The sequence below is a fragment of the Aliirhizobium wenxiniae genome (genome assembly GCF_019511445.1).
Taxonomy (GTDB): Bacteria; Pseudomonadota; Alphaproteobacteria; order Rhizobiales; family Rhizobiaceae; genus Neorhizobium; species Neorhizobium wenxiniae_A.
On sequence record NZ_JAEUAN010000007.1, the window covers coordinates 99,725 to 111,993 of the forward strand.

The 12,269-nt window shown below is 61.3% G+C and carries 14 protein-coding genes; 13 read left to right on the plus strand and 1 reads right to left on the minus strand.

Features of this window, described 5'->3' with window-relative positions:
* The first annotated feature begins 77 nt into the window (after positions 1–77).
* From mepA to JNB91_RS10895, 6 genes are all read left to right on the plus strand, one after another.
* Positions 78–1,136: a penicillin-insensitive murein endopeptidase gene (gene mepA, locus JNB91_RS10870; protein WP_220325669.1), complete on the plus strand. Its 1,059-nt coding sequence runs from the start codon at positions 78–80 to the stop codon at positions 1,134–1,136.
* A gap of 118 nt (positions 1,137–1,254) precedes the next feature.
* Positions 1,255–1,632, plus strand: coding sequence for a methylglyoxal synthase (locus JNB91_RS10875; RefSeq protein WP_220325528.1), 378 nt, complete (start codon positions 1,255–1,257; stop codon positions 1,630–1,632).
* Positions 1,633–1,650: 18 nt separating this feature from the next.
* The gene (locus JNB91_RS10880; RefSeq protein ID WP_220325529.1) at positions 1,651–2,673 is read left to right on the plus strand and encodes a glucokinase; all 1,023 of its coding nucleotides are present in this window, start codon (positions 1,651–1,653) and stop codon (positions 2,671–2,673) included.
* A 121-nt stretch (positions 2,674–2,794) separates the two neighbouring features.
* Positions 2,795–4,576 carry an ABC transporter ATP-binding protein gene (locus JNB91_RS10885; RefSeq protein WP_220325530.1) on the plus strand — a complete coding sequence of 594 codons (1,782 nt, stop codon included), beginning with the start codon at positions 2,795–2,797 and terminating at the stop codon, positions 4,574–4,576.
* A 17-nt stretch (positions 4,577–4,593) separates the two neighbouring features.
* The gene (gene dapB / locus JNB91_RS10890) at positions 4,594–5,418 is read left to right on the plus strand and encodes a 4-hydroxy-tetrahydrodipicolinate reductase (protein ID WP_220325531.1); all 825 of its coding nucleotides are present in this window, start codon (positions 4,594–4,596) and stop codon (positions 5,416–5,418) included.
* 18 nt (positions 5,419–5,436) lie between these two features.
* A complete protein-coding gene (locus JNB91_RS10895; protein WP_112506748.1) occupies positions 5,437–6,072 on the plus strand; it encodes a 2,3-bisphosphoglycerate-dependent phosphoglycerate mutase in 636 nt (211 codons plus the stop codon).
* A 73-nt stretch (positions 6,073–6,145) separates the two neighbouring features.
* Here JNB91_RS10895 and phnF read toward each other — a convergent pair whose 3' ends face one another.
* The gene (phnF, locus tag JNB91_RS10900) at positions 6,146–6,880 is read right to left on the minus strand and encodes a phosphonate metabolism transcriptional regulator PhnF (protein WP_220325670.1); all 735 of its coding nucleotides are present in this window, start codon (positions 6,878–6,880) and stop codon (positions 6,146–6,148) included.
* Between the two features lie 89 nt (positions 6,881–6,969).
* On the opposite strand from phnF, the gene phnG reads away from it, so the two are divergent.
* From phnG to JNB91_RS10935, 7 genes are read left to right on the plus strand one after another with little or no spacing between them, the layout of a single operon-like run.
* Positions 6,970–7,440 carry a phosphonate C-P lyase system protein PhnG gene (phnG, locus tag JNB91_RS10905; RefSeq protein ID WP_220325532.1) on the plus strand — a complete coding sequence of 157 codons (471 nt, stop codon included), beginning with the start codon at positions 6,970–6,972 and terminating at the stop codon, positions 7,438–7,440.
* Positions 7,440–8,039 carry a phosphonate C-P lyase system protein PhnH gene (gene phnH, locus JNB91_RS10910; protein ID WP_220325533.1) on the plus strand — a complete coding sequence of 200 codons (600 nt, stop codon included), beginning with the start codon at positions 7,440–7,442 and terminating at the stop codon, positions 8,037–8,039. The genes phnG and phnH overlap by 1 nt, the downstream gene beginning before the upstream one ends.
* Positions 8,040–8,058: 19 nt before the next feature.
* Positions 8,059–9,174: a carbon-phosphorus lyase complex subunit gene (locus JNB91_RS10915; RefSeq protein WP_220325534.1), complete on the plus strand. Its 1,116-nt coding sequence runs from the start codon at positions 8,059–8,061 to the stop codon at positions 9,172–9,174.
* Positions 9,171–10,055, plus strand: a complete 885-nt coding sequence (locus tag JNB91_RS10920) for an alpha-D-ribose 1-methylphosphonate 5-phosphate C-P-lyase PhnJ (RefSeq protein WP_220325535.1) — start codon at positions 9,171–9,173, stop codon at positions 10,053–10,055. The genes JNB91_RS10915 and JNB91_RS10920 overlap by 4 nt, the downstream gene beginning before the upstream one ends.
* Complete coding sequence (gene phnK, locus JNB91_RS10925) at positions 10,052–10,828, plus strand: phosphonate C-P lyase system protein PhnK (RefSeq protein WP_220325536.1); 777 nt, start codon at positions 10,052–10,054, stop codon at positions 10,826–10,828. The genes JNB91_RS10920 and phnK overlap by 4 nt, the downstream gene beginning before the upstream one ends.
* A 10-nt stretch (positions 10,829–10,838) precedes the next feature.
* Positions 10,839–11,549, plus strand: a complete 711-nt coding sequence (gene phnL / locus JNB91_RS10930; protein ID WP_220325537.1) for a phosphonate C-P lyase system protein PhnL — start codon at positions 10,839–10,841, stop codon at positions 11,547–11,549.
* Positions 11,546–12,163: a transferase hexapeptide repeat family protein gene (locus JNB91_RS10935; protein ID WP_220325538.1), complete on the plus strand. Its 618-nt coding sequence runs from the start codon at positions 11,546–11,548 to the stop codon at positions 12,161–12,163. Before phnL ends, JNB91_RS10935 begins: the two co-directional genes overlap by 4 nt.
* Positions 12,164–12,269 lie beyond the last annotated feature (106 nt).

Consider the following 12,269-nt stretch of genomic DNA (forward strand, 5'->3'; position numbering starts at 1 on the left):
GTGAGGAGACATCGCCATTTCACCAAAATCGCGTTTCGCGGTAGAATGGCTTCGAAAGTGATTTGCGGCGGGTAATGATGAAATCGATCTCGAAGATGGCTCTCGGGCTAGTGGCAACGGCTACGCTTCTGGGCGCGCTTGTGGAAGCACCCCAAGCGCAGGAAGAGCGCACTGCGAAGCAGGCTTTCGGCGCCGTGAAACTGCCGAATGCAGCCTCCCCCGAACCACTCGGTTTTTATGCCAAGGGCTGCATGTCGGGCGCCATGGCGCTGCCGACGGATGGGCCGACATGGCAGGCGATGCGGCTTTCGCGCAATCGCCGCTGGGGCAACCCCGCGATGATCGACCTGCTGGAGCAGTTTTCCCGCGATGCGGCCAATCTCGGTTGGGGCAGCGGCATTCTCGTCGGCGACATTTCCCAGCCGCGCGGAGGGCCGATGCTGAGCGGCCATGCCTCGCACCAGATCGGCCTCGATGCCGATGTATGGTTCACACCGAAGCCGGCACAGCCTATGACCGCCCAGCAGCGGGAGGATATGCCGTTCACCTCGATGCTGGACAAGAGCAAGTTCCTTACGGTCGATTCGCGCAAGTGGACGAGCACGCATGCCCGCTTGGTGATGCAGGCCGCAAGCTATCCCCAGGTGCAGCGTGTTTTCGTCAATCCGGCAATCAAGAAAAAGCTCTGCCAGACCTGGACGGGCGACCGGAGCCTGCTCGGCAAGGTAAGGCCCGTCTATGGCCATGACGAGCATTTTCATATCCGCATGAACTGCCCGCCGGGTGCTGCCGGGTGCGAAAGGCAGGCGGCAACGCCTTCCACGGACGATTGCGATAGCAAGGCGCTCGCATGGTGGTTTACCAAGGAGCCCTGGGCACCGCCGAAACCGGCCGATCCGAACAGGAAACCGGTCAAGCCGCGACAGGTCATGGTGTCGGATCTTCCGCGTGCCTGCGCAGCAGTGCTTGCGGCACAAGCTCGCTCGGAAGCGGAGGCGACTTATGGAGGAGCACCGGTCGCTTATTCAAGCCAACCGTCCGCGCCTGCAAGTGTTGGCCAGATAGATGCCATCACGTCCAATCCGGCCAATGTTCCCGCGGACATACCTCTGCCGCGCGAGCGCCCATTCCGTTAAGCCCGTTCGGCATCCGGCATATGCAGCGACAACGCCGAGCCTTCCATTCTGAATGACGGCACGATAGAACGCCAAAGCGAATGGAAGGGGCCTTGCGAAGGCCCGATGGAGGAATGCCTTGGAATCGGTAAAGCCGTGCATCGCGCTCATCGCGCATGATCTGAAAAAAGACGACATGGCAGATTTTGCCCGGCAGCGTCAGACGGCATTGTCGAAATTCCGCATTGTTGCGACGGGTACGACCGGTGGCCGTGTGCAAGACGCCGCTCCGGATCTGGATGTCACGCGACTGAAAAGCGGTCCGCTCGGCGGCGATCAGCAGATCGGTGCGATGATTGCGACCGGCGAAGTGACCATGCTGGTCTTCTTCATTGACCCCCTCTCGGCACTTCCACACGATGTGGACGTCAAGGCCTTGACCCGGCTTGCCACCGTCTACGACATCCCGATGGCGCTGAACCGCGCCACCGCGGAACATCTCATCGACTTTCAGTAATCCGCGAGATCCGTTGATATGGCCAATGTTCAGTCCGAAGCACTGCCCTTTCCTATCCTGATCGGAGATATCGGCGGCACCAATGCCCGTTTCTCCATTCTTGTCGATGCCGAGAGCAAGGCAACTGATTTCGTCCATGCTCAGACGGCGGATTACGAGACGATCGATGACGCGATCATCGACAAGGTTTTCAAAAATGCCGATCTTGCCAAGCCACGTTCTGCAATTCTTGCGATTGCCGGGCCAATTGATGGCGATGAGATCGATCTGACCAATTGCGACTGGATCGTGCGGCCGAAGAAAATGATCGGCGAACTCGGCTTCGACGCGGTGCTCGTGCTCAACGATTTCGAAGCCCAGGCGCTGGCCATCGCAACACTGACCGATGGCGACCGCGCGACGATCGGCCCGGCTCTGCCGGCCGTGGACGCGACGCGTGTCGTCCTTGGTCCTGGCACCGGCCTTGGTGTTGCCGGCCTGCTTCACGCCCATAACACATGGTTCCCGGTGCCGGGAGAAGGCGGACATGTCGATATCGGCCCGCGCACGCCACGCGATCTCGAAATTTTTCCGCATCTCGTCACCATTGAGGGACGGGTCTCGGCCGAGGAAATCATTTCCGGCCGCGGACTTCTGCACATCTATAATGCTGTCTGTGCCGCCGATGGCGTCGAACCAATGATGAAGCGACCGGCCGACGTGACGGAAGAGGGCTTGAGCGGAAAGAACGCACAGGCTGCCGAAGCACTCGAACTCTTCGTAACCTATCTCGGCCGTCTCGCCGGCGACCTTGCCCTCATTTTCATGGCTCGCGGCGGTGTTTTCCTTGGCGGCGGCATTTCGCCAAAAATCCTGCCGGAGCTGAAAAAGCCTCTGTTCCGGGCGGCCTTCGAAGACAAAGCGCCGCATAAGGAGTTGATGAAAACGATCCCGACCTTCGTCGTCACACATCCGCAGGCAGCCCTTGCAGGTCTCGCCAGCTATGCACGCATGCCGACTTCTTATGGTATTGTTACAGATGGCCGGTGCTGGCGCCGATGAATGCCGGAAAGTCACACCGTTAACGAATCCGGCAGAGGTCGACTGGCAAAACCAAGCCCGAGGGGTTAACAAGCCCCTTTGTTAAGACCGTGCAGTGACCCTGCCGAATTGGGACTTTCCGTTGAAGGCTGAAAAAGAAAAAAAGCGCCACGTTGATTCCAGCACCGTTGTCAGCGTGCTGAAGCGTATCATTTCGGAAAACGGCCGCGACCATATCCGCGGATATGTCTTCGCGATCAGCTGTCTGATTGTCGTGGCGCTGTCGACCGCATTCACCGCCTGGATCATGGAGAAGGTGGTCAACGAGGCGTTCGCCAATCGTCGCGCCGATATCGTCTGGTTGATCTGCGGCTCGATCCTCGCCGCCTTCGTGCTGCGCGGCTTTGCCACCTACGGACAGGCAGTTGCGCTGCAGAAAATCAGCAACAATATCGTGGCGCGTTACCAGCGTCGGCTCTACAGCCATCTTATGACGCTTTCGGTCGGGTTCTTCTCCGAGGCCCGCTCCTCGCATCTGGCTGCCCAGGTCAGCCAGAATATTGCCGGTATCCGCGATGTGATGAACCTCACGGTCACCTCTACCGCCCGAGATCTTTTGACACTCGTCTCGCTTGTCGCCGTGATGGTCTCCAAGGACTGGGTTCTGTCGCTGATCGTCTTTGCCGTCGCACCACCGCTGCTTTATGCACTTCGCTATGTTTCACGCCGGCTGAGACTGGCGACGCGGGAAGCGGTCGAGGTCAATAGCCGCGTGCTTGGCGCGATGCAGGAAACGATCCAGGGTATCCCGGTGGTCAAGGCCTTCACGATGGAGCACGAGCTTGAGAAGAAGGTCAACAGGATCATCGAGACGGCCGAGGCCCGCTCCAACCGTATAGCGCGGCTTTCCGAGCGTACGTCACCGCTGACGGAGACCTTTGCCGGTTTCGCCATTTCGAGCGTGCTGGCCTATGCCGCATTTCGCTCGATCTACGATAACGTGCCACCGGGCGCCTTCTTCGCCTTCGTCACCGCGCTGCTTATGGCCTATGATCCCGCACGCCGGCTTGCCAAGCTTCAGGTGCAGATGGACCGCGCCGTCGTCAACGCGCAGATGATCTACGCCCTTCTCGATCTACAGCCGGCACAGCGCGAAAAGCCCGGTGCTCCAGACCTCGCCATCAGCGAAGCAAAGGTCGAGCTCAAGAACGTCGCCTTTTCCTACACCGATGGTGCTCCAATTCTGCGCGGCGTCAATCTCGTCGCTGAAGGCGGCAAGACAACAGCTCTGGTCGGACCTTCGGGTGCGGGTAAATCGACGATCATCAACCTCATTCCGCGGTTTTATGATCCGGCCGAAGGCGAGATCCTGGTGGACGGGCAGAATATCGCCGACGTGACCAAATCGTCGCTTCGCCACCAGCTCGCCTATGTCTCGCAGCAGCCCTACATGTTCGAAGGTTCGATCCGTGACAACATCCGCTACGGCCGACCGGAAGCGACCGATGAAGAGGTCGAGGAGGCCGCGAGGCTCGCGCACGCACACGATTTCATCATGGCGCAGCCCGAAGGCTACGAGACGGCGGTCGGCGAGAACGGGGTGACATTGTCCGGCGGACAGAGGCAGAGACTTTCGATCGCCCGCGCGCTGGTGCGCAATGCACCGATCCTTCTTCTCGACGAAGCGACCTCGGCACTCGACAACGAGTCGGAAGCTGCGGTGCAGAAGGCGCTTGATACCGCCATGCACGGCCGCACCGTCATCGTGATCGCGCACCGGCTCTCGACCGTCGTCAACGCCGATAAAATCGTGGTGATGCAGGACGGACGTGTGGTCGAGGAAGGCACGCATGAGGACCTTGCCCAGCGCAAGAACGGCCTCTACGCTCGCCTCAACAATCTGCAGTCGCCGGAACATCATTAAGCAGGAACAGGCAGGACATGAGTGAGAACGAGATGAAGCTGGTTGTCGTGGGTGCGGGCGGCCGAATGGGTCAGACGCTGATCCGCGTTATTCACGAAACGCCAGGTGTCACTCTTCATGCAGCCATAGAGCGCGAAGGCTCTCCCTTCCTCGGGAAAGATGCCGGTGATTTGTCGGGTCTCGGACCGATCGGCGTTGCGGTTACCAGCGATCCGCTTCAGGCCTTTCTCAATGCAGAAGGCGTAGTCGATTTCACCGCGCCTGCTGCCAGCGTCACTTTCGCAGGGCTCGCCGCACAAGCGCGCATCGTGCATGTCATCGGCACGACCGGGTGCTCGGTCGATGACGAGGAGAAATTCGCCGCTGCCGCCCGGCATGCACGGGTGGTGAAGTCGGGCAATATGAGCCTCGGCGTCAATCTTCTCAGCGTTCTGACCAAGCAGGCTGCCCGCGCATTGCCGGCAGATGGCTGGGATATCGAGATTGTCGAGATGCATCACAAGCACAAGGTCGATGCGCCGTCGGGCACCGCATTGCTACTCGGCGAAGCGGCCGCCGAAGGGCGCGGCATCGATCTTGCCTCACAATCGGTCCGCGTACGCGATGGCCATACCGGCCCGCGCGCCGGTGGCACGATCGGCTTTGCGACGCTGCGCGGCGGCTCGGTTGTCGGCGATCATTCCGTCATCCTGGCCGGCGAAGGCGAGCTGGTTACATTGTCGCACAGTGCCCGGGACCGTTCGATTTTCGCTCGCGGGGCAGTTGCGGCCGCACTCTGGGCGCGCAATAAGAAGCCCGGTCAATATTCGATGCTCGACGTGCTCGGGCTCTCAAATCAATAATATACGGAGGTCTTTCTCATGAGCGGTACCCTTGTCCTCGTTCGCCACGGCCAGAGCGACTGGAATCTCAAAAATCTGTTCACCGGCTGGAAGGACCCTGACCTGACCCCGCTCGGAATCCAGGAAGCCGAAACCGGCGGGCAGGCACTGGCAGAGACCGGCATCAAATTCGACATCGCCTTCACCTCTGACCTGCAGCGTGCACAGAAGACGCTGAAGATCGTGCTCGACAAGGTCGGCCAGCCGGACCTTAAGACGATCAAGGATCAGGCACTCAACGAACGCGACTATGGCGATCTTTCCGGCCTCAACAAGGACGATGCCCGCGCCAAGTGGGGTGAAGAGCAGGTTCACATCTGGCGCCGTTCCTATGACGTCCCGCCTCCGGGCGGTGAAAGCCTGCGTGATACCGGCGCCCGCGTCTGGCCCTATTACCTGACCGAAATCCTGCCCCGCGTCCTTCGCGGCGAAAAGGTTCTGGTTGCTGCCCACGGCAATTCGCTGCGTTCGCTTGTCATGGTGCTCGACAAGCTGACGAAGGAGCAGATCCTCGGCGTCAACCTCGCAACCGGCGTTCCGATGGTCTACAAGCTCAACGCAGACTCGACGGTCGCTTCCAAGGACGTGCTCGGCGACATGTCCGGCGCGCATTAAGCGCTTTCCGGGCCCAATAATTGCAGCGCCAGCCGACAGGAAACTGCGGCTGGCGTTTTCTGTTTCGGCGGTGTCAATTCTCGATCGTGAACTGCACCGCATCAGCGGAGAAGCGGCTGACCGCATACTGAACCGGCACGCCGTCGGGATCGACATTCAGCGCCCGGGTGACGAGCACGATCGCCCCCGGTGACAGTTCCAGGGAGGAAAGGTCGTCACTGTCGGCGTGGACGGCGGTAATTTCCGTCGAGGCACGAACATAGTCCGGCAAGCCGACAGCCGCAAAGGCCGCGGTGATGGAGCCGCTGTCACGATAGGCCTCGGCCATGCCGGCAAATCGTTCCGCCGGAAACCATGTCGTCGCGCGCGAGACGGGCCGGCGATCCGCCTTTCTCAGGGTCTCCAGGCGGATAAGCCGCGTGCCAACGGGCAATTGTAATCGAGCGGCGAGATCGGCCGTCGCGGATTCTTCGGATGAGGCGAGCAATATGCCTTCCTTTTCCCGGGCCTGATCTCCAATGCCCTGATTGAAGCGCGTGCGACGCGAAATCGGAAAATTCAGCCTCTCCTTCCGCAGGATCAGCGTTCCCCGGCCCTGAACAGCCTGAACGATGCCTTCCTGAGCCAAAGCCGCCAAGGCGCTGCGCACGGTATGGCGGTTGACGCCGAACTGCGCCGCAAGCACCATTTCCGGCGGCACTTTGCCGGTTTCATCATACTCACCACTGGCGATGGCCGAGCGTATCCGGTCTGCGATCTGCCGCCATAGCGCCACTCCGTTTTGCCGGCGAACGGCCGCTTGCTGCATATCCATGTCACACGCTTGTTATATCCAAAAGTTATGACTAAGTTACATTGTATAGTTGTCTATATCAATAGACATTACGGAGATTGGCCATGGATGTTGCAGAGCAGACCCTGCTGACGGGACAGGCAGGCCGCAGGCGGTGTGTTTCCCTTCTTGCCGGAGCGATGGCGGATGAACTTTTCGCCGCATGGGACGCATTGAAAGACAAGCCTGAAGCGAAACCTGTGCGAGGCCCCGAGACTGGCCTGGTGATGGTGCGCGGTCGCATCGGCGGTGGAGGCAGCCCCTTCAATCTGGGCGAAGCGACAGTGACACGCGCAACCGTCGCACTCGCATCCGGCACGATTGGCCATGCGCAGGCGCTTGGAACCGACAAGCAGAAAGCCAGGCTCGCCGCGATCTTCGATGCGCTGTGGCAGGAAGATGCCACGAGGGACCATGTCGAAAATGCCGTTCTCGCACCTGTCGAATATCGCCTCGCCTCAGAAAAGAAGATGAAGGCCGAAGAGACGGCTGCGACCCGGGTCGATTTCTTCACCATGGTTCGGGGAGAAGACTGATGTCTACCGATACACAGGCCTTTACCGGCGGCTTTTCCGATCCGGTCTTCCAGTCCCAGAGCGTATTCCGCAAGTTGATGGACGGCATGGCGCGGCCGGGCTCGATCCACACTGTCGAACATGACGCCGGACAGCCCGATCCGCTCGGAGCAGCGGCCGGCGCAATCGCCCTGACGCTTTGCGACCATGACACGCCGGTATGGCTCAGCGCCGGCTTTGCCAAATCGGCAGTCGGCGAATGGATCGGCTTCCATTCTGGTGCCACGATAACCCGCGAAAAGGCAGAGGCTCGTTTTGCGTTCGCGGAGCCGGGCGTGACGCCTTCTTCCTTCGGCCTGTTTTCGCTCGGCACACAGGAATACCCGGACCGTTCGACGACGCTGGTCATCGAAGTCGCGGGGCTTAGCGAGGGCCAGTCCTTCACGCTGTCGGGGCCGGGCATCCTTCAATCGAAGACCGTCGAGATCGCCGGATTGCCCGAGGCGTTCCTCCGCTTGTGGGCCGACAACCGCCCGCTGTTTCCGCGCGGGGTCGATGTCATCCTGACGGCGGGACGCAGTTTTCTGTGCCTGCCCCGCACGACGAAGATCGTGGCTTAAGCCTCAAGGAGACGATACAATGTATGTTGCCGTCAAAGGTGGCGAGGCCGCCATCAGCAACGCTCACCGGCTTCTCGCCGACCGGCGCCGGGGCGACCGTTCGCTGCCTTCCATCACCATAGACCAAGTCGCCGAACAGCTTGGCCTTGCCGTCGACCGGGTGATGGCGGAAGCTTCGCTTTACGATCGCTCGCTTGCAGCGCTGGCCGTGCGCCAGTCGCGCGGCGATCTGATCGAGGCAATTTTCCTCCTGCGCGCCTACCGCACGACGTTGCCGCGCTTCGGCAATTCCGTGCCGCTCGACACGGCCGCCATGCAGGTCGAACGCCGCGTGTCCGCGACCTACAAGGATTTGCCCGGCGGCCAGTTGCTCGGACCGACCTTCGACTATACCCATCGCCTTCTCGACCCGTCGCTGCTGACTGATGAAGAGGTCGATGAGCCCGCCCGCAAGCCTGCCTCTGGCGAAGAGGTGATGCGCGTCTCCGACATTTTGGCCCATGAGGGCCTGATCGAGGCCGATGGCGACCTGCCGCAGGACCATGAGGCGGGTGACCTGACCCGCGAGCCGATGGAATTCCCCATGGGCCGCGATCTTCGCCTGCAGGCATTGGCCCGCGGCGACGAGGGCTTCCTGCTGGCGCTCGGCTATTCCACCCAGCGCGGCTACGGCCGCAACCACCCCTTTGTCGGCGAAGTCCGCATCGGCGAGGTCGAGGTGGAGATGGAGGTGCCGGAACTCGGCTTTGCCGTCTCGCTCGGCCGTATCCGCGTCACCGAATGTCAGATGGTCAACCAGTTCAAGGGCTCGTCCAAGGCGCCGCCGCAGTTTACCCGCGGCTACGGCCTCGTCTTCGGCCAGAGCGAACGCAAGGCGATGTCCATGTCGCTGGTCGATCGGGCGCTTCGTGCAGACGAGCTCGGCGAGGACATTACCGCGCCGGCGCAGGACGAGGAATTTGTCATTTCCCATTCCGACAACGTGCAGGCGACCGGCTTCGTCGAACACCTGAAACTGCCGCATTACGTCGACTTCCAGGCCGAACTCGCGATGGTGCGCAAGATGCGCGCCGATATCGAAGCGGCGCGAGCTGCCGACCGCGGCGAAAACGAGATGAAGGACGCTGCCGAATGACTGCCGATCTCGCCACCTACAATTTCGCCTATCTGGACGAACAGACCAAGCGGATGATCCGCCGCGCGATCCTGAAAGCGATCGCCATTCCCGGCTATCAGGTGCCGTTTGCCTCGCGTGAAATGCCGATGCCCTATGGCTGGGGCACCGGCGGCGTGCAGGTCACCGCCTCGATCATCGGCCGCCAAGATGTGCTGAAGGTCATCGACCAGGGCGCAGACGACACGACCAATGCCGTCTCGATCCGCGCCTTCTTCCAGAAGGTCGCCGATGTCGCCGTCACCACCCATACCAAGGATGCGACGATCATCCAGACCCGCCACCGCATTCCCGAACAGAAGCTCACCGAGGACCAGGTTCTCGTCTACCAGGTGCCGATCCCCGAGCCCCTGCGCTTCCTCGAGCCGCGCGAGACCGAAACGCGAAAGATGCATGCGCTGGAGGAATACGGCCTCATGCATGTAAAACTCTACGAGGACATCGCCCAGAATGGCCGCATCTCCAAGACCTATGCCTATCCGGTCAAGGTCGACGGCCGCTATGTGATGGACCCGTCGCCGACGCCGAAATTCGACAATCCGAAAATGCACATGTCGGATGCGCTGCAGCTTTTCGGCGCCGGCCGTGAAAAGCGCATCTATGCGGTGCCGCCGCATACGGAGGTCGTCAGCCTCGACTTCGAGGACTACCCGTTCGAGATTCAGACATTCGAGCAGGACTGCGCGCTCTGCGGCGCCCACGGCGTCTATCTCGATGAGGTGGTGCTCGATGATCGCGGCGGGCGCATGTTCGTCTGCTCCGATACCGACCACTGCGAGGACCGCCGCGAACACGGCCATGTCGGCGCGATGCTTGCACCCAACCAGGAGGCTGCGGAATGATCGACACTCCCCTTCTCAAAGTCAGCGGCGTCTCGAAATTCTATGGCAGCCGCATCGGCTGCAAGGACGTCAATTTCGAACTCTGGCCCGGCGAAGTGCTCGCCATCGTCGGTGAATCAGGTTCGGGCAAGACGACGCTTCTGAACTGCATCTCCACGCGCCTTCTGCCCACCACCGGCAGCGTCGAATACCGGATGCGCGACGGCAATTTTCGCGATCTCTATCACATTAGCGAGGCGGAACGCCGGTTCCTGATGCGCACCGACTGGGGCTTTGTTCACCAGAACCCGGCTGACGGGTTGCGCATGACGGTTTCGGCCGGCGCCAATGTCGGCGAGCGGTTGATGGCTGTCGGTGACCGCCATTACGGCAAGATCCGCCAGACGGCGACGGATTGGCTCGGACGCGTGGAAATCTCGGCAGATCGCATCGACGACCAGCCGCGCGCCTTTTCCGGCGGCATGCGCCAGCGCCTGCAGATCGCCCGCAATCTCGTCACCGGCCCGCGTCTCGTCTTCATGGACGAGCCGACCGGCGGCCTCGACGTCTCCGTCCAGGCACGCCTGCTCGATCTGGTGCGCGGTCTCGTCAACGACTTGGGCCTTGCGGCGATCGTCGTTACCCATGACCTCGCCGTCGCGCGGCTGCTCTCGCACCGGATGATGGTGATGAAAGACGGGCATGTGATCGAACACGGCCTGACCGACCGGGTGCTCGACGATCCGCGCGAGCCCTATACCCAGCTTCTCGTCTCTTCCATTCTCCAGGTGTGAGGTAACATCCATGGCCACTCCCCTCGTCGTCTCGGAAGTCTTCAAGAGCTTCACGATGCACCTGCGCGACGGCATCAAGCTGCCGGTCGTCAACGACGTGAATTTTTCCGTCGCCTCGGGCGAATGTGTCGTGCTCGGCGGACCCTCGGGCATCGGCAAGAGCTCGATCCTGAAAATGCTCTACGGCAATTATGCCGTCGATGCCGGCCAGATCCTTGTCGACCACAATGACCATATCATCGATATCGCCAGCGCCGACCCGCGCACGATCATCGACGTGCGGCGTCAGACGATGGGCTACGTCAGCCAATTCCTGCGCACCGTGCCACGTGTCGCTGCGATCGATGTCGTCGCCGAGCCGCTGGTTGCCCGCGGTATCGAGGCCAATGTGGCGAAGGAGAATGCGGCGGAACTGCTCGCAAAACTCAACCTGCCGCGTGAACTCTGGTCGCTGCCGCCCGCCACCTTCTCCGGCGGCGAGCAGCAGCGCGTCAATATCGCCCGCGGCTTCATCACCAGCCACCGCATCCTGCTGCTCGACGAGCCGACCGCCTCGCTCGACGCCACCAACCGGCGCGTCGTGGTCGAGATGATCGCGGCGAAGAAGGAGGCGGGCGTCGCCATGCTCGGCATATTCCACGACGAGGAAGTGCGCGAGGCGGTGGCCGACCGCATTCTCGACGTCAGCGCCTTCTCGCCCAGGAAAGCGATTGCCGCATGAGCAAGAAACTGAGCCCGGAGCCGAATATCCACGAAACCGCGAGCGTCACCGCCTCGACACTCGGGCGCTACACGGAAGTGGCCGAACGCTGCCGGCTGGATGAGGTCGAGTTCGGCGATTATTCCTATATCGAACGCGACGGCTCGATCTGGTGCGCCACGATCGGCAAGTTCGTCAACATCGCCGCCTCGGTGCGGATCAACGCCACCAACCACCCGATGCAGCGCGCCACGCTGCATCACTTCACCTATCGCGCCGCCTATTACTGGGACGATGCCGACATGGAGCAGGAGTTTTTCGACTGGCGTCGGAAACACCGCATCACCATCGGCCATGACGTCTGGATCGGCCACGGCGCGACACTGCTTCCCGGCGTCAATGTCGGCAATGGTGCGGTGATCGGCGCCGGCGCCGTCGTTTCGAAGGATGTCGCGCCCTATACGATCGTCGGCGGCGTGCCGGCCAAGCTCATCCGCGAGCGCTTCACCAAGGAGATCGGCGAGCGCATGGACCGGCTTGCATGGTGGGATTGGGACCACGCCAAGCTGCGCACGGCGCTCGATGATTTCCGCTCGCTCTCGGCCGAGCAGTTCCTTTCGCGCCATGGCTTGTAACGAAAGCGTTACAAGAGCGTCACGGTTGTAACAAAACAGACATCAAACAGACATTCAGGCTTCATCAACCACGTCTAATCCCATCGCTACCAGGGGTAATGACGGG